We start from the raw sequence: 25,802 nt of genomic DNA, 5'->3' as shown, positions 1-25,802 counted from the left end.
CTTTTTTTTCAAAAAAAAAGCCTGATATGTGGTATCAGGCCTTAAACTATCAATTACTATACATTTCTATCTGCGATAAAACTGTCGGATCCTGTATTTCTTTATCTCTCGACAGCAGCAATACTTTTGCTATAATTTCGGAAGTTTTCGGGTCTTCATCCAGGAACGGCAGAAACAATCTTCCTCTATGCTGCGAATGTACCGGCAATATAGACAGGTATCTTCCCGGCAGTTGATGCACAACGGCACTTCCCAAATGCAGGCTGTATGTTCCGTATGTTCCGTTTATCATTACATGACTTCCTTTAACCTCAACATTCCCCAGTTTAAACAATCGTATGGATTCTTCCAGGATAACCGCTCTCATTTCAATAGTAGAATGGCTACTTTCCGGATCAACACCTCCCACATGGGCAACGCTGACCACCAAATCAATATCCCTCATCACTTCCGAAAAAATTCGGGGATCGATTTCTGAAAAAGGAATGTTTTTATAGGTTTTCAGATCATGAAATTCGACAGTTTCCAATGTCGGGCTTTCAACATCACTTGGGGTAAACCAATCTGCCATGGCATACAGTTTTACTGTATAACCTTCTTTTCTGTAAAGTTTCTGCAATCCCGTTTCATAATCCACCTTCCAGCCTCTGGATTTCAGAAGTGCTACTGTTTTTTTAGGCTGCACCTGATGGCCTTCATATCTTCCTGAAACACCACCTACCGCCAGCTCATCTGCCGTTGGCACATAGAGTTCCCTGAAAATCTGTTTGAACGGCTGCACCAATTCTTTTTCAAAACAATAATGCTGAAATTCCCTCCATGTTCCGGAAGCATGCAAGTCGTAGCAATGGGCAATGCGTATTGTTTCTTCTTTTTGTATCGGGCACAATTCTCCTGCAAAATCAACCAGATTCCCTTTGTGATAGAATCCGATATGAACAGCACTTCCTCTTTCCAGCACAAAAACGAGTTTTTCAAGATGTCCGGCTATGACAGGATGCTGTATCAATACTTCCATTTCTTCAAAATGGAATTCATCACCCCTGATCATTGCTTCTTCCAATCCTTTTCTCGAACGGCTGAATTGTTCCCTTAAAACTTTTTTATGTTCATTAAGCGTCAGAACCGATTTCTCTTTTTTGTATTTGGCAGGAACCGATTTCAGCATTTTTCCTTCTTTAAATACCTGAACATCTGCTTTACCGTCGCTATCCACAACAAGGTTCAGGACAATATCATCGATTTTAATCTCGGTAGCATCAGAAAGGATTTCCAGCACCTGTTTGGTTTCCATAGCCCAGGTTAAACGAATCGGATCCGGATATCCGGCATTTCTGGCGAGATTCTCCATCGCCACCCGTATCGCAAGTGCTTCACTTGCCTGTCGCTGAGCACCGAAATCCCTGCTTTCTTTTTTAAACTGTTGCAAATACAGGTAACGTCCTAATACGTCTTTTTCAGAATTTGTTTTACTCAGCGGCACCAATCCATATACTCTTAAATAATCCTGATCTCTTTTATCTTTCACTTTGGCGGTAACTTCGCGAATTTTAAGGTCGCCCAAGATGGTATCGGCATACAATCTTGCCCTACGGTGCCCGTTTCCTTCACTGATATACCTGGCGGCATTATAAACGAGTTCCCAACGTTTTTTACCCAGTTTTTTATAAGCGCTGTCAAACCATTCTTTATCGACAGCTCCATCTTTAAAGTCATCTACATCCAATGTTGAATATTTGGCAATCTCACTTTCATCTTCAGCATTGCTTTGCTGATAAGCTGCTGTTTTGGTGTGGGCATGCATCCACCATATTGCTTCATCAAGTCCGTTCCATCCCAGATAATTACTTATAAATTGCTGCCATTGCGGTGCATACACTGCTGCTTCTATTAATCTGTTTTCCGAAATACCACTATCTCTGATCGCTTCATTAAAAGCGTCCTGATTATCTGCCGGCAACGGAAAACATTTCTTTAGCAAACTGGTGAATAATTGCTGTTTATTCATTTCGGAACCCGACCATGAATAGATATATCCTTTATATAAACTCGCTTTACCAAGTCCGGTCAATAGTTCTTTAAAGCGATTAATTCCATAGATCTTTTTAAGGTTTTGTGCAAAAATCGTTACCGGAGTTGCTGAACTCTTCCTTTTTAATTCAATATCAAGCAGGTATTCTCTTATTGTTTCAAAAAAAGGTTTCACAAACGGAAAGTCTTTCAACACATCATCTGCATCTCTGTTATTTTTTTTATCTGCCGACAGCCATTGAATCCTGTTGGGTCTCAGCATCGCAGAAATCAGTTCGTCCTTGGTGACCAGATGCTGTTCATAGGCTCTTGAGAAAACATAAAGCGGCGGCACATTTTTACCAATATTTTCAGCAAGTCCCGAATACTGTTTCCATCGGTATAAATTCCAGACTTTTTTAGCGAGCTCATCATCAGGTTTAAGTTCGATGCCATTGAGAAAAACATTAAAACAGCGCTCAGCCTGCCATCCGCTGCCATATTCATGCTCATCATGACTCCAACTGTAATAGCTCGTTTCTTCCTGGTTTCTTTTATACTTCAATACCGTATCCGGCAATTTGGAATATACCTGAATACAGGCATCCACCAGGTATTTATTTTTCTCTTCAAACGGGTAAATCCCGCCTAAAGCTACTAAAATTTTACTGATCGGATTATTCCATTGATAACGGCTGTTATCAGGATTAGGGATAAAGTCGGCAAAATAGAACACCTCATCTTCCAATATGTCCCGCCAGGCTTTCCGGTCATTTCGCTCTGCAAATGTGAGCAGGAATAAATCTACAGGCTGTAATTTTGAATCCAGATACCACTTTTCCCATAGCTCAAACAACGGATAACATTCGTACTTCTCCCTCAAGGAAAGTCCTTCAAATGAGTACCTCGTTGGTGAGAACCGGTTCCCTAACAGTATTTTCTCTTTTTTTCCGTAATAATCTTCACTGGTATATTCATATTCCTTATTGTTCAAATAAAGCGCACTCAATTGTTCCAAATCAGATTTAATGATGTGCAATGGTTTTGAAAAACCATATTTATTTTCTTTTACCGCTTTTTTATAGTAACTATCTTCTTCTATTACCGGCAAGGCAAAAGGGCTTATTTTTTCCGGATCGTATAAACCATAGCCATTTGCTGCCGAAAGAATCGCTGTTTCGTTATGATCTGAAAGTTGCCGGATTATTTTTTGCTCTTTTTCAGATATTTTTGCTCTTTTATTGAATGCTGCAGTCCAATTTTCAATTTCCGGCAGCAGCCTCGATGCTTCTTTCAATTTTATCATTAGTTCCAAACCGGCCATTCGCTGTTCGCTGTCACCGTTTGTTAACAGATTTGCGATAAAGGCGTTGAGCTGTTCGTCATCCTGCTTTAATATCAGGTCGATCAGGTGCATTCTTAGGGTCGCTCCTTTTCTTTTAAACAGTTCAAAAAAAAGGTTTAATTCCTTTTCATTTAATTTAAGAGGCTTTAATGTATTAATGGCTGTTGCCACTATGGCCTCGCCCCTGTCTTTTAATAGCTTAAAGGCAAATTCTCTTTGAAAATCAGAAGGTATATTTTTATTGTTTTTTTCACCATACGAAAACGAATACTGATAGAAGTCTTTCAGGATGTTTCGCGTTAGTGATTCCCTAAGGCTTATAGCCATCCCGGAGAAGTTCTCCATTATCCTGTCCAGTTTTCCCCTGTCCTGTCCTACTAATAAGATCATCGCTTCATAAATATCATTCCTGTTGAATTTTGCTTTCAGCCAGGAAAATACCTTTCCGTCGAATACTTTTTCTTTCTCGCTTATCTGCCCTAAAAGCGCATCTAATTGGTCAAAAAAAGCAGGGAAATCGTCATTATTAATATAAAACTCCGATTTCGCATTAGCATTTAAAAGGGGATTCATTCCTTTAAAACAAAAGGCCAGAATCTGTAAATTTGGTTCTTTTACGGCCTGATAGTATAAAGGCATTTCTATAGCCGGATTGTATAATTCACTTGCGAATTTTAACGCCAGACATTTTTTTTCAATTGTTCCTTTGTCAAGAAGTTCCTGTAAGTATACTGCGGTTTTATCAACATCCTCCACTCCCTGTGCCCAAAGCGCCATATAAACCTCAATATTGTTGGTACTTTTTATTGCCTGGGCTATTTTCTCAGGATGATTTAAAAATTCTTTAGCAAATTGTAAGGTTGTTTTAATTGTGCTTTCCTTTTCGGCCTCCCAGCCTAAACCGGTCCAGACATCAACCGCTCTGACGATTGAAGAAAAGCGGGTTAGTTTATGTTCTAAAATAACGTCTATCATGTATTTCAAGGCTTCCACATTGGCTTCATCCAAAGCTTCCACGATAACCTGCCGAAGTCCTTCCTGGCGTTGTGCCGCCAGCAGTAATTTCTCTACCAGCAGCCAGCCGGCTTTGTTCTTAGCGTTAAGCAATGCTAAAATACATTCCCTGGAAACTTTTCCGGTTTCACTTTTATTCTGTATAATCTCTTCTAACAGCCTGAATATTTTTTCGTTATTCAAATCGATGGCAGCCGACCATATATAAAAGTTATCATTGCCATAAAACTCATGAGTATAGGCTATATGCTCCTCCATATTCAGATTATAATAACTGGTCTTTCCTGTTTTATAATCGTACTTCGATAGCGGCTGTAGTATATTGATCAGAAAATTAACCTGATTGATTATTGCAAAATTTTCATCATTGGGAGCTCTGAACGATCTCCTTAAATAACTGCTCTGGTATATTTTATATGGCATTTGCTCCCAGGCATATTTCACATATACTGCTTTTTCTTCTCCAAAGAAATAAATCAGTAAGTCATAATACTCGCGGATATCCCAGATTTTTTCCGGAATCAGATTTTTGAACACCTCAGCTCTTGATGAGCCAAGAGTAATAGCCGCATTTCCATAATATCCGCTTTTATTTTTCTTTATCAATTCCAATCCTAAAGCGGCCGCTTTTTTAGACAGCTTTTTCTTTTTGAACAATTTGAAAATCCCGGTTTCCTCAACAATTTGCTGAAGTTCTTCCTTATACTGATCAATAGGATTCTTAATTTCTCTCTGCTTTAAAAAAGTTTCAATCGACATGATTACATAATTTAAATATTACTACCAATAACTTCCCACAAGGAAAGTCAGCCTTATAAATGTTAGTTCTTTTTTTTCGCTTAAATCAATGACCTGATTACTGTCTGACATTTCATCATCTCCATAAAAAACAGCATATAATCCATCTTCATAGGACAATAATGCATTTTCCTGAGCAGCCGCAATATCTACTTTGTTCCCGTTATAGATATTTTGAAATCCTGCTTTTCCGGTTTGTGTTAATGCCGAAAGATATTCTTCCGACGGCGAATGTGTTGTATCGTATTCTTCGGTATCGATAGTTTTATTATTATATTCTTCTGCTTTAATCTGAACGATTTTTAAGATCAGCTCCTTTAAGCTTACCAAAACATCCGAATTGTCCAATACAATCTTTTGCCTTTCGATTACCGGACGTTTTTTACCTATTTGTTTAACAACTATATTTAATTCCATTCTATCGTTTTTAAGCATACGAACACACAAAGAGCGTTTCTTTGTACTTTAGTTTTTTCTTTTTTCTGGGGATTGAAAAGATAAGGCGGGAGAATCAAATATAATAATTTTATTTGATTTTCCCGCCCGTTTGGAAACAACATTTTGCTATATAATTGTTACTATTCAGCATACAATTCTTTTCGCATGTTAACTAATATTTCTTTCGCCAGTTTTTCATCCGGCTGATCCTTTAAACAACTCGCTCTGTAAAAGCATTCAATCCGGTTTATATAACTTTCCGCTATTGCCAGCAATTCTTCAAAAGAAACATGAACAAAAACTACGCAAATACATTGCGCATGTTTTTATTTTTTAAATATATTTGAAGTGATACATTTGAAGAAATAACGCTTAAACAGCACCTATCTGAGTTATGGCAACCAACAAACTGGCCTTAATCCGCTACAAAACCATCGACAATTGCTTAAAAAACCGGTTCCGAAAATGGACTCTGGAAGATTTGATCGAAAAGGTTTCCGATGCCTTATACGAATATGAAGGCATAACTTCCGGAATCAGCAAACGCACCATTCAGGGCGATATCCAGATGATGCGCAGTGACCGTCTGGGTTATAATGCCCCGATAATCGTAACCGACAAGAAGTTCTATACGTATGAAGATCCGGATTTCAGCATTACCAATTCTCCCATCAACACGGCAGACATGGAAAAAATGAAAGAGATCGTTAGTGTTTTAAAACAGTTAAACGGTTTCAGTTATTTTGATGAAATGAGTGATATGATTGCCAAACTGGAAAACAATCTCCACAAATCTTCCGATAAGACCAAGAATTATATACAGTTTGAAAACAACAGGCAGTTAAAAGGAATTGAACATATCAATCCGCTGTATCAGGCTATTTTAAATAAAACACCTTTATTGATAACATACCGTTCGTTCAGGGCAAAAGCATCCAGGAAAGACATCTATCATCCTTATTTATTAAAAGAATACCGGAACCGCTGGTTTTTAATTGCCAAGCCCAAAAAAGGGATTTATCTTATTACGCTGGCATTAGACCGGATTGAAGAGTTCCACACTTCACCCGGAGATATTTTTATTGACTATGAAGGTGTCGATTTTGACCGTTATTTTGACGATACGCTGGGTGTGACAAAAACGTATAAAGACAGGGCTCAAAAAGTAGTTTTACAATTCGACAGGAATATGGCGCCCTATGTGGTGACCAAGCCGCTGCACCATTCCCAGCAGGTTCTCAGTGATAATAAACAGGGAATACTCATCCGGATCGATGTGGTTTTAAATTTTGAACTGGAGCGCGAAATTTTAGGATTCGGCGAATCCGTAAAAGTATTAACCCCGAAACATTTAGTCCGGCAGATCCAACGCCGATTAGGGAAAGCCGCGAACCTTTACGAAACAGCATAAAAAAACCCTGAATTAAATTCAGGGTCTTTTTTTAGTATTTATCAGATATTACACATCTCTGTTAATATCCCATGCTTCTAAATAATCTGCAACGCGTTTAACGAAACTTCCTCCTAAGGCACCGTCAACAACTCTGTGGTCATAACTGTGTGATAAGAACATTTTCTGACGGATTCCGATAAAGTCTCCTTCAGGAGTTTCAATAACAGCCGGTACTTTTCTGATCGCTCCTAAAGCTAAGATACCTACCTGCGGCTGGTTGATGATTGGTGTTCCGAAAACACTGCCAAAAGTTCCCACATTCGTTACCGTATATGTTCCACCCTGAGTATCGTCCGGTTTTAATTTACCGGCTTTAGCACGGTTTCCAAGATCGTTAACCGCCTTAGCCATTCCAACAAGGTTTAACTGATCTGCATTTTTAATTACCGGAACAATAAGGTTTCCGTTTGGTAATGCAGCAGCCATTCCTAAATTGATATTTTTCTTTTTAATGATATAGTCGCCATCTACAGAAATATTCATTCCCGGGAAATCTTTTAAAGCTTTGGCAACTGCTTCCATAAAGATTGGTGTGAATGTTAATTTCTCTCCTTCTCTCTTTTCAAAAGCACTTTTAACTTTATCTCTCCATTTTACGATGTTCGTCACATCCACTTCAATAAACGACTGAACGTGTGCCGAAGTCTGAACAGACTGAACCATATAACCTGAAATCAGCTTACGCATTCTGTCCATTTCCACAATCTCGTCACCGCCGTTAACCGAAACCGGAACCGCTTTTTGAGCTGCAGCTTGTGGCTGAGGAGCCGCCTTAGGCGCTTCCACTGCTTTTGCAGGAGCCGCTACCGGTTGGTTTCCTCTATTTTTAACATACTCTAAAATATCATTTTTAGTAACGCGTCCATCTTTTCCTGTTCCGTTGATCGCTTCTAATTCTGCTATTGAAACACCTTCTTCTTTAGCGATATTTTTCACTAATGGTGAGAAGAATTTATCAGAATCCGAAAAATCAGCCGGAGCAGCAACCGCAACGGCAGCTTCAACTGTTTTGGCAATTTCTGCAACAGCAGCCGGAGCCGCTTCCTGTTTTGGCGCTTCTACAGCACCACCTTCAGTTTCGATGATAGCAATCGTCTGACCAACCTGTACTACATCGTCAACATTGAAAAGAATTTCAACCAAAGTACCGGAAACTTCCGAAGGTACTTCACTATCTACTTTATCCGTAGCAATTTCCAAAACCGCTTCATCCGCTTCAATGGTTTCTCCTACTTTTTTCAACCAGTTGGTTATCGTTGCTTCCGCAACACTTTCCCCCATTTTGGGTAATTTCAATTCAAACTTTGCCATATCTTTAAACTAAAGTTGTGTTTTCCTATTTGGTTTGCAAAATTACTAATTATTTTAATTTATAATTCCACAAAATGCAATTTTTTACACGATTTCTATTATCTCACCTCTGTCATTACTACTGTTACTTCCTATAGCATAAGAAGTGCCTGCCGGAATGATTTTAAAAGTGAAATTCTTATTTTTATTTTCTTCCAGAAAAGCAATAATATCTTTAAAACGGACACCGGTATTATCCAATAGTATCTCGATTTGCTTTTTATCGCTAACCGCTTGCGAAAATAACGCATTTTCATTAATATCATTATGTACGGAGAGCTTTTTTTGCAGTTGCTTTTCCAATTTCTTTTTCAGGCTTTCACTGGTAGAAATCAAGGCGTATTCTGCAATATTCCGGACTGTTTTTTTCGATTGGTTCTTTTTAAACGTTGCAAAAGCAAACGTTCCCAGCCGCATAAAAACATCAAAGAAAAGTGACGTTCTAAAGTGTTTTTTGTAAAAGAACTGCATCGCTTCCCGGAAACGCTTCATGTAGGTACCATCTTTTACGGTACTTTCTCCTTTATAATGTATAACAGTAGTGTCGTGAAAGTAATAATTGGATTTTCCGGTCTTTAAAACCAGATAAGACAGGTCAATATCATCCGAATACATAAAACAGTCCTCGTCAAATCCGCCCACTTCCAGATACAGTTTCCTTTCTAAAACCATAAAAGCGCCTACCAGTATATCGACTTTCCCGGTTTCATTTTCTGCTATGTGCTGGGCATAATATTTATTGAAGTATTTTGATGCCGGAAAGATTTTATACAAGCCGGCAATCTTGGTAAAAGCGACCCAGGGCGTAGGCACACCCCGTTTGCATTCCGGCAGAAAATTTCCGGTTCCATCAATGAGCTTACAGCCGATAATTCCGGAATCGGGTTGTTTTTCAGCAAAAGCCAGTACTTTTTCAAAAGTATCTTCCGCCACTACCGTATCCGGGTTTAAAATACAAACGTATTTTCCTTTGGCTATCGCAACACCAATATTATTCCCTTTCGGAAAACCCAGATTGTCTTTATTCGCGATTAAAGTAACGTCGGGAAAACGCTCCCGCATCATCTGACAGCTGTTATCCGGTGAAGCATTATCGACTACAATAATCTCACCATCAATATGCTGCAATGCCTTCTGGACACTCAAAACACATTGTTCTAAAAAATAACGGACATTATAATTAAGGATGATAACCGATAACTGCATGCAACAAATATAATTAGTAAATTTTCAAAACGGAAAGAATATATACAACTGCTGCATTTTTTAACCTTTGCTTACAGCAATACCATGAAAAACTTCCGCCTCATACTCCTCCGGTTTATCATCGCTCAAAATCCATCCCTGTGTTCTGGTTTTATACAGCTTTTTGATATGGATAATCGTATTGGCACAGTTACGCTTTGCCAGTGCTTTAAATTCTGCTAACAATTTCTCCTGTGGAGTATCTTTTGCACCTTCTACCTGTATCAGTCCTATTTTAATATAATCAAAATCTGTTTTTTCTCCTTCAAAATACAACGCTACGGTTTCCGGCAGCTTTTCACAAACCGGAGCAGAGTCCATTAATGGGGTAAACGTTTCTTTTGTATAGGTTCCATAACTGCAGGAATGCAGCATTAAAGTACTGACTGCCAAAGCCAACACGGCTAAAGACTTCTTTTTCATTATAAATGCTTTTAAAAATGGTGTCAAAAGTAAAAATTTTCCTGCTTTACGATTATTAAAAATTTCCAAAAAGTAAATAACAAATAAAGCTTACTTTTGCAAAAAATATCCATCGTGAATTACCTTTCTGTAGAAAATATATCCAAATCATTTGGCGAACGTGTTTTGTTTGAGAATCTTTCGTTCGGAATCAATAAAGATCAAAAAATTGCTTTCATTGCCAAAAACGGCTCTGGAAAAACAACTATTATGAGTATTATTAATGGTTTGGAAGAACCGGATACCGGTCAGGTAGTTTTAAGAAAAGGAATCCGGATGGCGTTTCTGTCGCAAAATAATAATTTGCAGGAAGAGCTCACGATCGAAGAAAGCATTTTTGCTTCCGATAATGAAACCCTTAAAATAATTGAAGCGTATGAAAAAGCGCTGGAAAATCCGGATGACGAAGAAGCTTATCAGAAAGCTTTTGACGGAATGGATCAGCATAATGCCTGGGATTTCGAAACGCAATACAAACAAATTTTATTCAAATTAAAACTGGAGGATTTTAAACTAAAAGTAAAAAATCTTTCCGGTGGACAGAAAAAGCGTCTTTCATTAGCCATCATTCTGATCAACCGCCCGGATTTACTGATTCTGGATGAGCCAACGAACCACCTGGATCTTGAAATGATCGAATGGCTTGAAAGTTATTTTGCAAAAGAAAACATCACGTTGTTTATGGTAACGCACGACCGTTTCTTTTTAGAACGTGTTTGCAACGAAATCCTTGAATTAGACAACGGAAAACTATACCAGTACAAAGGAAACTATTCCTATTATTTAGAGAAAAAAGAAGAACGGATTGCTTCTGAAAATTCCAGTATTGATAAAGCCAAAAACTTATTCGTAAAAGAATTGGAATGGATGCGCCGTCAGCCAAAAGCGAGAACCACAAAATCGAAATCCCGTCAGGATGATTTTTATGTTATCAAGGAAAAGGCACAAAGCCGACGTAAAGAAAACCAGGTTGAGCTGGAAATCAATATGGAGCGTATGGGAAGCAAGATCATCGAGCTTCACAAAATTTCGAAAAAATTTAAAGACCACGTTATTCTTGATAACTTCAGTTTTGATTTTCAACGGGGAGAACGTATCGGAATCATCGGTAAAAACGGAACCGGAAAATCAACTTTTTTAAACCTTCTTACAGGGACACTTCCGTTAGATAGCGGTCGTGTTGTAAAAGGGGAAACCATTAAAATTGGTTATTACACCCAAAGCGGAATCAATCCGAAACAAGGTCAGCGTGTTATTGATGTCATCAAGGAATACGGCGAATATATCCCGCTTGCAAAAGGACGTATGATTTCTGCTTCACAATTATTGGAGCGTTTTCTTTTTGATCCAAAAAAGCAATATGATTATGTCGAAAAATTAAGCGGTGGTGAATTAAAACGGCTGTATTTATGTACCGTTTTAATTCAGAATCCAAACTTTCTAATTCTCGATGAGCCTACAAACGATTTGGATATTGTAACGCTAAACGTTTTGGAAAGCTTCCTTTTAGATTATCCGGGCTGCCTGCTTGTTGTATCGCACGACAGGTATTTTATGGATAAAATTGTGGATCATTTATTCGTTTTCAGAGGAAATGGTGAAATTGAAAACTTCCCCGGAAACTATTCCGATTTCAGAGCTTATGAAGACAGTGCTGATGTTGCACAGAAAGAAGAAAACAAAGCCGAAAAGAAAGATTGGAAGCAAAATAATCCAACCGGAAATTTATCGTTCAACGAACAAAAAGAATATCAAAAACTTGAACGGGAAATCAAGGATTTAGAAATGGATAAAGCTAAAATCGAGCAATTATTCTCCGATGGAAAAGTTGCCGATGACAGCATCGAAAAGAAAGCAAATGAGTTGCAAAACATCATCAATAAAATAGAGGCCAAAGAAGAACGCTGGTTTGAACTTTCAGCAAAACTGGAAGGATAATTTCCGCAACCCTCAAAGGAGAAAACAAATATACTTACACCTTAAAAAAAATATTTTTTATATGAAACACCTTTTATCAGCACTATTAGCCTTAACCCTTTTTGTTTCTTGTTCTAAAAACAAAAAAACAGAGATGATTGATTATGTTGCCCAAAACGAACAGGAAATAAGTGATTATATAGCTAAAAATAAATTAGATGCACACAGAAGTGATTCCGGTTTATATTATGTGATCAAAGAACCCGGAACCGGATCACAACCAACCGCATCCTCCAATGTAACAGTAGCCTATAAAGGCTATTTTACAGACGGGAAAGTATTTGACCAAAGTAGTCCCGACGGGATTTCTTTTGGCCTGGATCAAGTTGTAAAAGGATGGACAGAAGGCATCCCTTATTTTAAAACCGGAGGCAGCGGTATCCTTTTGGTACCTGCTCATTTAGGATATGGAAACAATGACTACAGCTCTATTCCGGGAGGTTCAGTACTTATTTTTGATATTAAATTAATTTCAATAAATTAAATCCATTTTTCACCATATCATTACTTAAGCAATCATATAAAGCCTGAGTAAACCAATAAAATCCGATTTAAGCAAATAAAAACCACAACAGTATTATAACTGTTGTGGTTTTTATTTTTACTGCCTGTAAAAAACTACCAGGGAATCGGATTATAATCTTTTAAGAATTTCCCACACCAGTGTTTTCCGGTATTGATTCCATCAAATAATGGGTCCATAACTCTTGCAGCACCATCTACAATATCTAATGGCGGCTGAAAATCTTCCTGTTCTTGTTTCTTTTTCGCTAATTCGGCAGGATCTTCATCCGTTACCCAACCGGTATCTACAGCATTCATAAAAATACCATGCTTTGCTAACGTTCCTGATGAAGTATGTGTTAACATGTTCAGAGCCGCTTTTGCCATATTTGTATGTGGATGGCGGTCTTCTTTAAAAAAGCGATGAAATTTACCTTCCATAGCCGAAACATTTATAATGTGTTTTTGCCCCGTATTTTCTTTCTTCATTACTTCCGAAAGGCGATTGCACAATACAAAAGGCGCAACCGAATTTACCAGTTGCACTTCAATCATTTCCGTTGTTTCTATTTGTCCTAATCGCAAACGCCAGCTGTTCGTTTTTCGCAAATCCACTTGTTGTAAATCCGCATCGAGTTCTCCTTCCGGGAAAACTTCATTGGCCACCAAAGCATTATCAAAAGAATAAGGAATCTGAGATAATTTCGCCGAAGCGCGCAGTCCAATTCCGGGTTCAGGTCCATGCCAGGTTACCGGCATATTTTGATTGGGAGAAGCGCCTGAAGTCAATATTTTTAATTCATCCAAACAATTTGTATGATCTTGCAATAAATCCTGCACTTGTCTCGGTAAAGTATTGATTACACGCTCTTCATTTTCCATTAAATGGGTATAAAATCCAGCAGGACGTCTCACGGTTTGTGCAGCGTTGTTGATCAAAATATCCAATCGTTCGTACTTTTGCTCAATAAAATTGCAAAAGATCTCCACACTGGGAATATGTCGCAAATCCAATCCATGGATTTTTAAACGATGCCCCCACTCCATAAAATCTTCTTCTTTAGAAAACCTCAAAGCAGAATCAACGGGAAAACGGGTTGTAGCAATTACAGTCGCTCCACCACGCAAAAGCATCAAAGTAATATGATATCCTATTTTTAAACGAGAACCTGTTATAACTGCTACCTGTCCTTTTACATCTGCCGTTTGGAAACGTTTGGCATAATTAAAATCACCACAATCGCTACACATTGTATCATAAAAGTGGTGCATCTTCGTGAATTTCGTTTTACACACATAACAATTTCTGGGTGTTTCCAACTCTAATTGTTCCTTGTGAGCAAGATCGTTATACGACAATAATTTTGGCGCAACAAATATACTGGCTTCACGGGCATGGCGAATCCCGGTTTCTTTACGTGCCGTTTTATCTTTCTTTTCCTTTTTACGTTTGGCGGCTTCTTTACCATCTTTAATCCTTCTGGAAAACTCGTCTCTATCCGGTCTGGAAAACCTGCCAGCCTCTTTAAGCAAAGCAATTCTTTGCGCTTTAGGAATATCAAATATCTGATCTGTATCCGTATTCAATTGTGCCAATACAGCAATACAGCGATCAATTTCTTCCGGAGTTATTATAGTATTATCCTCTATTTCTTCCTTCAACATCATAAAATGTGTATTATTTCAAGGTCGCAAATATAATCTTTTAAAGTAGCGATAAAACGTCTTCATCCTTATTGCCTTTTACCCATTGCCTTTTACCCATTGCCATTTGCCCATTGCCATTTGCCTTTTGTCATTTGCCTTTTACTAATCGCCTTTCACTATTATCTTTCCTAATTTGTATCTTCGCACTTCTTTGTAAACATTTTTATGCTATTTCAAATACAATCCTATTTAAAATTCCTCCGGAACTCCAAAAATCAGCACGGAGTTCACTCTCCTTTTGTTTTCAGCCTGATAACCAAATGCTTTTATGACAGCAAAGCAAAAGCGGAATACGGGATTTTAAAAAAGTACAGACAAGCCCTTTTAAACAATAAAACGCATATCCGGATAACCGATTTCGGTGCCGGATCAAGAGTCTTCAAATCGGATAACAGGCAGATCGCTCAGATTGCCAAAACTGCAGGCATTACAAAGAAAAGAGCAAAGCTATTATACCGGATAGTTCATTATTTCCAACCCGATACCATCCTGGAAATAGGAACATCGGTCGGATTAGCGACATCCGCATTGTCATCAGGCAATAAAAAAGCAGCCATAACCACCCTTGAAGGCTGTCCGGAAACAGCAAAGGTTGCCCGGGAAAATTTCAGCCAATTTAACTTTAATAATATCCATTCCGTTGTATCGGAATTTGACGCCTACTTTAAAGAAAACCTGACCGGCGACACAACATACGATTGTATCTATTTTGACGGCAACCATCAAAAAGAAGCAACACTGCATTATTTTGAATTACTGTTACCCACCATTACCAACGATACGGTCTGGATTTTCGACGACATTCACTGGTCAGAACAAATGGACGAAGCCTGGCAGCACATCAAAAATCATCCTAAAGTAACGGTAACCATCGATACTTTCCAATGGGGATTGGTATTCTTCCGCAGGGAACAGGAAAAAGAACATTTTACAATTCGTGTTTAACAGGATTATTTTGTAACATTTCGAAAGTTTATCCAACTTATAGGATATTACGAAATCCTTTTTAGTAATTTTAAAAACTAAAATTTAAATAACTATTCTTCTATTCCAATGGCTACACCAATTATAGAGATCAAAGGTATCACAAGAGATTTCCCTCTTGGCAATGAAACTGTTTATGTTTTAAAAGGTATTGACTTAACGATTAATAAAGGAGAGTATGTTGCTTTAATGGGCCCTTCCGGTTCCGGAAAATCAACATTAATGAACATATTGGGCTGTTTGGACACACCTACCTCCGGCGGGTATATCCTGAACGGAAAAGATGTTAGTAAAATGGAAGATGATGAACTGGCAGAAATCCGGAACAAAGAAATCGGTTTCGTTTTCCAGACGTTCAACCTATTACCCAGAACAACGGCTTTGGATAACGTAGCCCTGCCAATGGTCTATGCCGGTTTTTCCAAAAGCGAAAGAGATGTAAGAGCTACAGAAGTTCTGAAACAGGTAGGTTTGGGTGACCGTATGGACCACAAGCCAAACCAGCTATCCGGAGGACAGCGTCAGCGTGTTGCCGTGGCTAGAGCGTTGGTCAACAAACCATCCATTATCCTTGCCGATGAACCAACGGGAAACCTGGACAGTAAAACATCTGTTGAGATCATGAATCTTTTCAATGACATTCATGCAAACGGCAATACTGTTATCCTGGTTACCCACGAAGAAGACATCGCCGCACACGCCCACCGCATTATCCGTTTGAGAGACGGTGTAATAGAAAGTGACAACATGCATAAACAATAACGATAACATCATGAAAGTATATACTAAAACCGGAGACAAAGGAACCACTGCCTTATTTGGCGGCACACGTGTTCCGAAACACCATATCCGGATAGACAGCTACGGCACCGTAGACGAACTGAATTCCCACATCGGACTGATCCGTGACCAGGATATCAATACACTTTATAAAAACGTTTTAATTGAAATCCAGGACCGTCTTTTTACTCTGGGGGCTATTTTAGCCACACCACCGGAAAAAGAAGTTTTAAAAAACGGTCAGCAGCGTTTGAACATCAACCGGATTTCTCCGGAAGACATTGAATTCTTAGAAAAAGAAATCGACAGTATGGATACTGCTCTGCCTCCTATGACACATTTTGTTTTACCGGGCGGACACACAACCGTGTCATATTGTCATATTGCCCGCTGCGTTTGCCGCCGTGCAGAACGATTAGCGACACATTTACATGAACTGGAACCTATTGATACGTTAGTTTTAACCTATCTGAACCGACTTTCTGACTATCTGTTCGTATTGGCACGAAAGTTGTCATTTGACCTGCAGGCCGATGAAGTAAAATGGATTCCACGGAAATCATAGGCATTCGTTTTGTTTCATTATGAAGATTTGTTTTGATCAGATTACTGATGAAAAACCTTTCAAAAATGGGAAACGAAAAAAACGTTCTTAACTTTTTTTAAAATAAACGAAATTTTACTTGACTATTTCAGTAGAAAATTTATTTTTGCATAAAACTATAAATCGATAATAAGATGTATTGGACATTAGAATTAGCATCCTATTTAAGCGATGCGCCGTGGCCAGCCACAAAGGATGAACTTATCGACTATGCTATCAGAACAGGAGCTCCGTTAGAAGTAGTGGAAAACCTGCAATCTATAGAAGACGAAGGAGAAATCTATGAATCAATGGAAGAGATTTGGCCCGACTATCCTACAGACGAAGATTATCTTTGGAATGAGGATGAATATTAAAAAATAAGAAGCAAAGAAAAAGTCTCTCAAAGAGGCTTTTTTTTTGCTTAAATTTGCACACCTTTATTAGAAAACTAAAAAATTATGAGTTTCGTAAACAGCATATTAAAAGCTTTTGTGGGAGACAAATCTCAAAAAGACGTAAAAGCGATTCAACCGATTATTAACAAAATCAAATCATTTGAAGGAGCATTAGCAGCTTTATCAAATGATGACTTAAGAAATAAGACGACCTATTTTAAGGATCAGCTTAAGAAAGCGAGAGCTGAAAAAGACGCTAAAATAGAAGCCTTAAAACAAGAGGTTGAAAAAACGGATGACATTGATGCAAGAGAAGACCTATATGCTTCTATAGACGCTATTGAAAAAGAAGCTTACGATCTTTCTGAAAAGACTTTATTAGAGATCCTGCCGGAAGCCTTTGCTGTTGTAAAAGAAACGGCACGTCGTTTCAAAGAAAACACCCATATTACCGTAACAGCTACATCCAGAGACCGCGAATTGTCGGCTTCAAAACCCTATATCGTTATTGAAGGGGACAACTCCGTTTGGGCAAATACCTGGAATGCTGCCGGAAAAGAAATCACCTGGGATATGATCCACTATGACGTTCAGTTAATTGGTGGTGTTGTATTGCATCAGGGTAAAATTGCCGAGATGCAAACCGGTGAAGGTAAAACGTTGGTTGCAACCTTACCAATCTATTTAAATGCTTTAACCGGAAACGGTGTTCACCTGGTAACCGTGAATGACTACCTTGCCAAACGTGACAGCTCGTGGAAAGCACCTTTATTTGAATTCCACGGTTTAACTGTTGACTGTATTGACAACCACCAACCCAACTCGGAAGGTCGTAAAAAAGCCTACGAAGCAGACATTACCTACGGAACAAACAATGAATTTGGTTTTGACTACCTGAGAGACAACATGGCGCATTCGCCGGCTGAACTGGTACAAAGAAAACACAACTATGCTATTGTCGATGAGGTTGACTCCGTATTAGTCGATGATGCCCGTACACCGTTAATCATTTCCGGTCCGGTTCCGCAGGGAGATCGTCATGAATTTAACGAACTAAAACCAAAAGTAGAAAACTTATACAGCCTTCAAAGACAATTGGCAAACGGATTCTTAACCGAAGCAAAACGTCTGTTAAAAGAAGGAAATACAAAAGACGGTGGTTTCCAGTTATTAAGAGCGCACCGTGCTTTACCAAAAAATAAAGCTTTAATTAAATTCCTGAGTGAGGAAGGAATGAAACAAATCCTTCAGAAAACAGAGAATCAATACATGGCAGACAACAACCGTGAGATGCCAAAAGTTGACGAAGCTTTATACTTTGTAATCGAAGAGAAAAACAATCAGGTAGAATTAACCGATAACGGAATCAAATTCCTTTCTAAAGATACAGACGAAACGTTCTTTATCTTACCGGATATCGGAACGGAAATCGCTGCGATTGAAAAACAAAAACTTTCAAAAGAAGAAGAAGCCGAAGCAAAAGAAAAACTATTCCAGGATTTCGGTGTAAAAAGCGAGCGTATCCACACCTTAACACAGCTTTTAAAAGCCTATACCCTATTTGAAAAAGACACGGAATACGTTATCATGGATAACAAAATTCTGATCGTTGACGAGCAAACAGGACGTATCATGGATGGCCGTCGTTATTCTGACGGATTACACCAGGCGATTGAAGCTAAAGAAAATGTAAAAATTGAGGCGGCTACACAAACATTTGCTACGATTACCCTGCAAAACTACTTCAGAATGTACAGCAAACTATCCGGTATGACCGGTACTGCTGTAACAGAAGCAGGTGAGTTCTGGGAAATCTACAAATTAGACGTAGTTGAAATTCCTACAAACAGAGGAATTGCCCGAAAAGATAAAGAAGATCTAATCTACAGAACAGTTCGTGAAAAATTCAACGCGGTAATTGAAGACGTTGTAGAACTTTCACAGGCTGGAAGACCGGTATTGATCGGTACTACTTCGGTAGAGATCTCCGAGTTATTAAGCCGAATGCTGAAAATGCGCGGGGTTAACCACAACGTATTGAATGCGAAATTACACAAACAGGAAGCACAAATTGTTGCCGAAGCCGGTAAACCGGGAGTAGTAACAATTGCTACCAACATGGCTGGTCGTGGAACGGATATTAAATTAACCGAAGAAGTGAAAGCAGCAGGTGGTTTGGCAATTATCGGTACCGAGCGTCACGATTCCCGTCGTGTAGACCGTCAGTTAAGAGGTCGTGCAGGACGTCAGGGAGATCCGGGAAGTTCTCAGTTCTATGTTTCTCTGGAAGACAACTTAATGCGTTTGTTCGGTTCCGAAAGAGTAGCAAAAGTTATGGACAGAATGGGATTAAAAGATGGGGAAGTAATTCAGCACTCCATGATGACCAAGTCTATCGAAAGAGCTCAGAAAAAAGTGGAAGAAAACAACTTCGGTGTTCGTAAACGTTTGTTAGAATATGACGACGTTATGAATGCACAACGTGAAGTAGTTTACAAACGTAGAAAACACGCGTTACACGGAGAGCGTCTGAAAGTAGATTTAGCAAACATGATGTATGACGTTTGCGAACTAATCGTAGAACAAAACAAAGCGGCCGGAGACTATAAAAACTTCGAATTTGAACTAATCCGTTATTTCGCAATCAGTTCTCCTGTTGCAGAAAGCGACTTCGCACGATTAACAGAGCGTGAAGTAATCGGAAAAGTATATAAAGCAGCTTTACAGCATTATACTGATAAATCGGAAAGAAGTGCTAAAGAAGCATATCCGGTAATCAAAAACGTATACGAAAACAACAACGGTCAGTTTGAGCGTATTGTCGTTCCGTTTACAGACGGTATCAAATCCTTGAATGTTTACACGGATTTACAAAAAGCTTACGAAACAGAAGGAAAATCGTTAATTGGTGATTTCGAGAAAAACATCACATTAGCGATTGTGGATGAGGCCTGGAAAAAACACTTACGTAAAATGGACGAATTAAAACAATCCGTTCAGTTAGCCGTTCACGAACAAAAAGACCCGCTACTTATTTATAAGTTCGAAGCGTTCAACCTGTTCAAAAACATGTTAGACAACGTAAACAAAGAAGTAATTTCATTCCTTTTCAAAGGAGATTTACCGTCACAAAATCCAAACAACATCCAGGAAGCCGAAGAAGTACAGGTACAGGAAGAGTACACGATTTCAAAAGAAGAAGTTTTAAACTCGGAAGAAATTGCGGAGAAAAACTACCAGGCTTCACAGGCACAGCAACAACAACCGGTAACGGAAACTATTGTTCGCGATGCGCCGAAAATTAACCGTAATGACAATGTTACCATTAAACATGTCATGACCGGAAAATCAGAAACCATGAAATTCAAAAAAGCGGAGAGCCTGTTGGCTTCCGGTGAATGGGTTATTGTAAACGAATAATCTAATTTTCGAAATAGTTAAAAAAACCCGATAATCATCGGGTTTTTTTATTTTTATAATAGGCTTAACATCTTTTTTATATTTTTTCCTTACCTTTTTACAGCATAAAATTTATTGCCTATAAAATAATCCTTTAACCCTTAAATTATTAGTATGGAGTTATACTATTCTTTTTCAATTTTACTCGTTTTAGCCTCATTTTTCGCTTATTTAAACATTCGGTTTTTAAAACTGCCTTCCACTATCGGGGTAATGATAATCGCCATGATTACCTCCATTATTTTAGTTGTTTTCGGGCATATTTTCCCCGACACCTTAACCCGGTTTTCCAAACTCATCAGTGAGGTGGATTTTACCGAAGTCCTGATGGGTGCCATGTTAAACTTCCTGTTATTTGCCGGTGCAATCCACATTAACCTCGTGGATTTAAAAGAACAGCGATGGCCCATTATGGTCTTTTCCACATTTAGTGTAATCCTGTCTACGTTACTTGTAGGCGTACTGTTATACAACATATTTCCGTTATTGTCCATCGACATGCCATTCATTTATTGTTTGCTGTTTGGTGCTTTGATCTCCCCTACCGATCCTATTGCCGTTTTGGGAATCCTTAAAAATGCCAACGTTCCAAAATCGCTGGAAACAAAAGTAGCCGGAGAATCCCTTTTTAACGACGGGGTTGCCGTTGTGGTCTTTGCCGTAATTTTGCAACTGGCACAAGGCAGGGCAATTGACCTTTCATTCGGACACATTTCCTGGCTGATTATAAAAGAAGCCCTCGGCGGTTTCCTGTTGGGAATCCTGTTGGGAATCACCGCTTCCAATGCCATGCGTAAAATTGACGATTACAAGGTTTCCGTTTTAATTACCCTATCGGTAGTTATGGGCGGTTATCTTATTGCTCATACCATGCACATTTCCGGACCATTAACAATGGTAGCAGCCGGTTTGATCATTGGAAATTACGGAAAGAAAACAGCCATGTCACCCGTTACCAAAGACTACCTGAATAAATTCTGGGAACTGATCGACGAAATCATGAATGCGATTTTATTCCTTTTCATCGGATTTGAATTGCTATTGATTCCGAACATTCTCGGATATTGGCAAATCGGGTTGATCTGTATTTTACTGGTTTTATTTTCCCGCTTTTTATCCATCTGGATCCCTACGCTGGTCATTCCGTTTAAAGAGAAATTCAACCGCGGTACCATCAAGATTTTAGTCTGGGGTGGTTTAAGAGGCGGTGTTTCCATCGCGCTGGCACTTTCCATAGAAGAAGGTCCGCACAAGCAAATGATACTGGCAATTACCTATTTTGTAGTGGTCTTTTCCATCATCGTGCAGGGACTGACGATCGGAAAACTTGCCAACAGGGTTTTACCGAAAGAATAATAAAGAAAGCGGCTGTAAATACAGCCGCTTTTTTATTTAACGTTATAGCGAGTCCGGAAATATCTTCCCCGGATTCAGGATATTATTCGGGTCAAAAATAGCTTTAATGCTCTTCATTAACAGCAGCTGTTGTTTGCTGAACGCAATGTCCATAAAATTCTTTTGCACATAACCAATACCGTGCTCTCCGGATAAAGTCCCTTTTAAGGCAACGGTGAGTTCAAAAATTTCACGGATTCCTTTCGGCACTTCCGTTTTCCAGTTTTCATCCGTCATATCCCCTTTAATGATATTCACATGCAAATTACCGTCACCGGCATGTCCGTAACAAACCGATTTGAATCCGTATTTGTTCCCGATCGTTTTGATACCTTCCAATAGTCTTGGCAGCTCATATCGCGGCACAACAGTATCTTCTTCTTTATAAACCGAATTGGATTTTACCGCTTCCGCCACACCTCTTCTCATTTTCCACAAGGCATTTTTCTGGTCGTCTGTATCGGCAAAAAGAATTTCATCAATGTCAAACTGTTCCAAAACCTGCATGATTTTTTCGGCTTCGGCAAAAAGTATATCCGGATAATTACCATCAACTTCAATCAGCAGATGTGCCTGAATATCGGCTTTAACGGCTACATTTAAACCGTCAATAAATTTCAGTGTCCAGTCAATCGCATCCCGCTCCATAAACTCCAGCGCACTCGGAACGATACCGGCTCTGAAAATGGCAGAAACCGCTTCACATGCCTGCCCTGCTTTATAAAAAGGAACCAGCATCAGGACATTGTGATTGTTTTTCGGCAGCAGCTTTAAAACAATTTTGGTAACGATACCCAGCGTCCCTTCACTGCCCACCATGAGCTGTGTCAGGTTATAACCGGTAGAATTTTTTAAAGTATTCGCCCCGGTCCAGATTATCTCACCGGTTGGCAAAACCACTTCCAGATTTAGCACATAATCTTTTGTAACTCCATATTTTACCGCTCTGGCACCACCTGCATTTTCGGCTACATTACCGCCAATAAAACAGCTTCCCCTGCTGCTCGGATCAACCGGGTAAAACAAGCCTTTCTCCAGAACAGTATCCTGTAAAACCTGCGTAATTACAGCCGGTTCGGTGATAACCTGTAAGTTTCTTTCATCAATTTCCAGAATCCTGTTCAATCTTTCGGTTGAAATCGCAATTCCGCCGTGAATGCTCAAAGCGCCTCCGCTCAGTCCCGTTCTGCCGCCAATTGGAACAACCGGGATCTTATAGTCATTGGCAATTTTTACAATCGCGGAAATTTCCTGGGCCGAAGCCGGTTTTACCACGACATGGGGCGGAAAAACAAAATCTTCGGTTTCGTCATGTCCGTAGCTATTACGGGTTTCATCATCGGTAAAAACAAAAGAAACACCTGTTATCTCTTGAAGTTTTGCTATTATTTCGGGAGTCATTGTTATCATTTTATACGGTGAAATTACCTATTTCTTCTTAATATTCGGAAGGAAATAAGCAATAAGTCCAATCAAAGGTAAAAACGCACAGATCTGGTAAACATACGTAATACTTGTTTTATCTGCTAAACACCCCAGTATAGCCGAACCTAATCCGCCCATACCGAATGCAAATCCGTAGAATAAACCGGAAACCATGCCCAGTTTTTTAGGCAGTAATTCCTGCGCATATACCAGAATTGCCGGGAAAGCTGACGATAAAATCACCCCGATAACCATCGAAAGCACACCGGTCCAGAATAAATTGGCAAAAGGCAGCATCAGTGTAAAGGGTGCTACACCCAGAACCGAAAACCAGATCACGTATTTTCGTCCGAATTTATCGCCTAACGGTCCACCCAAAAGGGTTCCGGCCGCTACCGACATCAGGAATAAGAACAAATGGAATTGCGCATCCTGAACCGAAACATGGAACTTATCCATCAGGTAAAAAGTAAAATAACTGGACATACTCGCCGTATAAAAGAACTTTGAGAAAATCAGCAATAACAGGATAATGATGGAAAAGGTAACCTGGGTCTGCGAAAGATTGTGCAATATTTCAGGTTCCGTTTTTTTCGATTTACGAAGGCTCAGGTGATCGCGGTACCAAAAAGCAATTTTACTTAAAACGAACATGGCAATAATGGCAAAGATCAGGAACCACAAGATGTACAGCTGACTTTTAGGAACAACAAATATGGCTACCAATAACGGTCCGATTGCTGTTCCGGCGTTTCCGCCAATCTGAAAAATCGACTGTGCCAGTCCGCGTTTTCCGCCCGATGCCAGATACGATACCCGTGATGATTCCGGATGAAAAATGGACGACCCGATACCAACCAGTACAACTGCCAGCAAGATCAGGTAGAAATTCGCGGCATAGGATAAAACCACAATTCCGGCGATGGTGAACAACATACCGTACAACTGCGAAAACGGTTTGGGGTTTTTATCGGTATAGAAGCCTACAAATGGCTGTAAAATCGAAGCAGCCATCTGATATGAGAACGTAATCAGTCCGATCTGTGTGAACGACAAATTGAAATTATCTTTTAAAATCGGATATACCGAAGGGATCACCGCCTGCAGCAAATCGTTCAGTAAATGGGCAAAACTGATCGAAAATAGTATGGAATAAGCTGTTTTTTGTGCCAGTTCTTTGGATTCAACAGCTGTTATCGTAATATCATTCGTTTTCATATAACGCTATAATTATTTTATTTTTTTAGAGGAATCGCCACCGGAGCCAGTTTTCCTTTTTTGACTTTTGCATTCAGCTGCATGACAATCATAAAGGCTAAAATTCCGGACAAGGCCATTCCGAAAATCATCGGGAACAGGGTTTCATTGTGCAGGGCACTCACAACTGCCGAGAGTATTGCGCCGCTAACCATTTGTATAAACCCGATTAAAGCAGAGGCGCTTCCCGCATTTTCTGTAAAAGGAGCCAATGCCATAGCAGTACTATTGGGTACCAGTAATCCCAAACAGAACAAAAATGTAAACAGATGGGCTATCAAAACGCCGGTAGTAATCAGCTCACTCTGGAACAATACGATTAAGGATACGGCAACAATGAACAGTGTACAGGAAGACAACGTGATGATCTGCAGGGACGAAAACCGCTTCAACAGCAAACGGTTAAGCTGACTGCCCAGTATAAAGCCCATCGCGTTTGTACCGAAAACCCAGCCGTACTGCGCTTCCGTCAAACCGAAATATTTCATAAAAACAAAAGGCGAACCGCTGATATAAGCAAACATCCCGGCCATGGCAATACTGCCTGAAAAAGCATAGAACAGAAATGTTTTTTCGTTAAAAACCGTTTTATAATCCTGAATCACATTTTTAAAATTCAGCGGTTTATCGTTTGCTTCCTTTTGACTTTCCGGCAAATAAAAATATACTGCCAGCGTCAAAATAAAACCGAATGCCGTTAGAAAATAAAATATCGTCCTCCAGGTCGAAACGGTCAATACCCATCCGCCTATTGAAGGCGCCAGTATGGGTGCGACACCCACTATCAGCATTAAAATCGAGAAAATTTTAGCAATTTCCGCTACCGGAAACAAATCCCTTACCACGGCACGCCCCACAACCATTCCTACGCAACCACCTAAAGCCAGGATTACCCGCATTGTGATGAGCCACGAAATCGAAGGCGATAAGGCACAGCCAACGGAAGCCAGCATAAAAACACTCAATCCGAAAAGCAGTGGTTTCTTTCTTCCGAATTTATCCGTTATCGGGCCGTAAAAAAGCTGTCCGATACTGATTCCGATAAAATAACTGGTTAAGGACAAGGTTACCTGTGCAATATCGGTTTGCAGTCCTTTTGCGATGGCCGGGAAAGCCGGTAAATACATGTCGATACTAAATGGGGCTAAAGCTGATAAGCCGGCAAGAATAAAGAGAATCGTGTATTTCTGTTTAAAAGTCATCTTCATTTTTAAATTT

Annotated in this window: 18 protein-coding genes; 9 read left to right on the top strand and 9 right to left on the bottom strand. The window is 39.4% G+C overall.

Going from position 1 to position 25,802, the window contains the following annotated elements:
• Positions 1-49 precede the first annotated feature (49 nt).
• The gene (locus tag BGO42_RS08940) at positions 50-5,128 is read right to left on the bottom strand and encodes a DUF4132 domain-containing protein (protein WP_273246816.1); all 5,079 of its coding nucleotides are present in this window, start codon (positions 5,126-5,128) and stop codon (positions 50-52) included.
• A gap of 21 nt (positions 5,129-5,149) precedes the next feature.
• Positions 5,150-5,584: a hypothetical protein gene (locus tag BGO42_RS08935; RefSeq protein ID WP_273246815.1), complete on the bottom strand. Its 435-nt coding sequence runs from the start codon at positions 5,582-5,584 to the stop codon at positions 5,150-5,152.
• A 415-nt stretch (positions 5,585-5,999) separates the two neighbouring features.
• Here BGO42_RS08935 and BGO42_RS08930 point away from each other — a divergent pair, with 415 nt between their 5' ends.
• On the top strand, positions 6,000-7,016 hold the full coding sequence (locus tag BGO42_RS08930) for a helix-turn-helix transcriptional regulator (RefSeq protein WP_273246814.1): 1,017 nt from the start codon (positions 6,000-6,002) through the stop codon (positions 7,014-7,016).
• Between the two features lie 48 nt (positions 7,017-7,064).
• On the opposite strand, the gene BGO42_RS08925 is transcribed toward BGO42_RS08930, so the two are convergent.
• From BGO42_RS08925 to BGO42_RS08915, 3 genes are all read right to left on the bottom strand, one after another.
• Positions 7,065-8,369: a dihydrolipoamide acetyltransferase family protein gene (locus BGO42_RS08925; RefSeq protein ID WP_273246813.1), complete on the bottom strand. Its 1,305-nt coding sequence runs from the start codon at positions 8,367-8,369 to the stop codon at positions 7,065-7,067.
• Positions 8,370-8,453: 84 nt separating this feature from the next.
• Positions 8,454-9,614 (bottom strand): glycosyltransferase family 2 protein, encoded by a 1,161-nt coding sequence (locus BGO42_RS08920; RefSeq protein WP_273246812.1) that lies wholly within the window; start codon positions 9,612-9,614, stop codon positions 8,454-8,456.
• A 60-nt stretch (positions 9,615-9,674) separates the two neighbouring features.
• Positions 9,675-10,076 carry a hypothetical protein gene (locus BGO42_RS08915; RefSeq protein ID WP_273246811.1) on the bottom strand — a complete coding sequence of 134 codons (402 nt, stop codon included), beginning with the start codon at positions 10,074-10,076 and terminating at the stop codon, positions 9,675-9,677.
• 114 nt (positions 10,077-10,190) lie between these two features.
• Here BGO42_RS08915 and BGO42_RS08910 point away from each other — a divergent pair, with 114 nt between their 5' ends.
• Both BGO42_RS08910 and BGO42_RS08905 read left to right on the top strand, forming a co-directional pair.
• The gene (locus BGO42_RS08910; protein ID WP_273246810.1) at positions 10,191-12,053 is read left to right on the top strand and encodes an ABC-F family ATP-binding cassette domain-containing protein; all 1,863 of its coding nucleotides are present in this window, start codon (positions 10,191-10,193) and stop codon (positions 12,051-12,053) included.
• Positions 12,054-12,114: 61 nt separating this feature from the next.
• Positions 12,115-12,576, top strand: coding sequence for an FKBP-type peptidyl-prolyl cis-trans isomerase (locus tag BGO42_RS08905; RefSeq protein ID WP_273246809.1), 462 nt, complete (start codon positions 12,115-12,117; stop codon positions 12,574-12,576).
• A 134-nt stretch (positions 12,577-12,710) separates the two neighbouring features.
• Here the strand turns inward: BGO42_RS08905 and BGO42_RS08900 are convergent, their stop codons facing one another.
• A complete protein-coding gene (locus tag BGO42_RS08900; protein WP_273246843.1) occupies positions 12,711-14,261 on the bottom strand; it encodes an SDR family NAD(P)-dependent oxidoreductase in 1,551 nt (516 codons plus the stop codon).
• Positions 14,262-14,468: 207 nt separating this feature from the next.
• Here BGO42_RS08900 and BGO42_RS08895 point away from each other — a divergent pair, with 207 nt between their 5' ends.
• The 6 genes from BGO42_RS08895 to BGO42_RS08870 all read left to right on the top strand — a co-directional run bounded on the left by BGO42_RS08895 (position 14,469) and on the right by BGO42_RS08870 (position 21,863).
• Positions 14,469-15,248, top strand: a complete 780-nt coding sequence (locus tag BGO42_RS08895; RefSeq protein ID WP_273246808.1) for an O-methyltransferase — start codon at positions 14,469-14,471, stop codon at positions 15,246-15,248.
• 108 nt (positions 15,249-15,356) lie between these two features.
• Positions 15,357-16,049: an ABC transporter ATP-binding protein gene (locus BGO42_RS08890; RefSeq protein WP_273246807.1), complete on the top strand. Its 693-nt coding sequence runs from the start codon at positions 15,357-15,359 to the stop codon at positions 16,047-16,049.
• Positions 16,050-16,059: 10 nt separating this feature from the next.
• On the top strand, positions 16,060-16,632 hold the full coding sequence (locus BGO42_RS08885) for a cob(I)yrinic acid a,c-diamide adenosyltransferase (RefSeq protein ID WP_273246806.1): 573 nt from the start codon (positions 16,060-16,062) through the stop codon (positions 16,630-16,632).
• 173 nt (positions 16,633-16,805) lie between these two features.
• Positions 16,806-17,027, top strand: a complete 222-nt coding sequence (locus BGO42_RS08880) for a DUF2795 domain-containing protein (RefSeq protein WP_002986941.1) — start codon at positions 16,806-16,808, stop codon at positions 17,025-17,027.
• 84 nt (positions 17,028-17,111) lie between these two features.
• Positions 17,112-20,468: a preprotein translocase subunit SecA gene (secA, locus tag BGO42_RS08875; RefSeq protein WP_273246805.1), complete on the top strand. Its 3,357-nt coding sequence runs from the start codon at positions 17,112-17,114 to the stop codon at positions 20,466-20,468.
• A 153-nt stretch (positions 20,469-20,621) separates the two neighbouring features.
• On the top strand, positions 20,622-21,863 hold the full coding sequence (locus BGO42_RS08870; RefSeq protein WP_177733000.1) for a cation:proton antiporter: 1,242 nt from the start codon (positions 20,622-20,624) through the stop codon (positions 21,861-21,863).
• Positions 21,864-21,905: 42 nt separating this feature from the next.
• Here the strand turns inward: BGO42_RS08870 and BGO42_RS08865 are convergent, their stop codons facing one another.
• Genes BGO42_RS08865 through BGO42_RS08855 form a run of 3 tightly spaced genes read right to left on the bottom strand, consistent with a single transcriptional unit; the run spans position 21,906 to position 25,792 of the window.
• Positions 21,906-23,303 (bottom strand): FAD-binding oxidoreductase, encoded by a 1,398-nt coding sequence (locus tag BGO42_RS08865; protein WP_273246804.1) that lies wholly within the window; start codon positions 23,301-23,303, stop codon positions 21,906-21,908.
• Between the two features lie 27 nt (positions 23,304-23,330).
• On the bottom strand, positions 23,331-24,545 hold the full coding sequence (locus BGO42_RS08860) for an MFS transporter (protein WP_273246803.1): 1,215 nt from the start codon (positions 24,543-24,545) through the stop codon (positions 23,331-23,333).
• A 17-nt stretch (positions 24,546-24,562) separates the two neighbouring features.
• Positions 24,563-25,792, bottom strand: coding sequence for a multidrug effflux MFS transporter (locus tag BGO42_RS08855; protein ID WP_273246802.1), 1,230 nt, complete (start codon positions 25,790-25,792; stop codon positions 24,563-24,565).
• Positions 25,793-25,802: the final 10 nt, after the last annotated feature.

The sequence above is a fragment of the Flavobacterium sp. 40-81 genome (assembly GCF_001898245.1).
GTDB lineage: Bacteria > Bacteroidota > Bacteroidia > Flavobacteriales > Flavobacteriaceae > Flavobacterium > Flavobacterium inviolabile.
The sequence above is the reverse complement of the archived record's forward strand: the minus strand, read 5'-3'. Positions and strand labels throughout refer to the sequence as shown.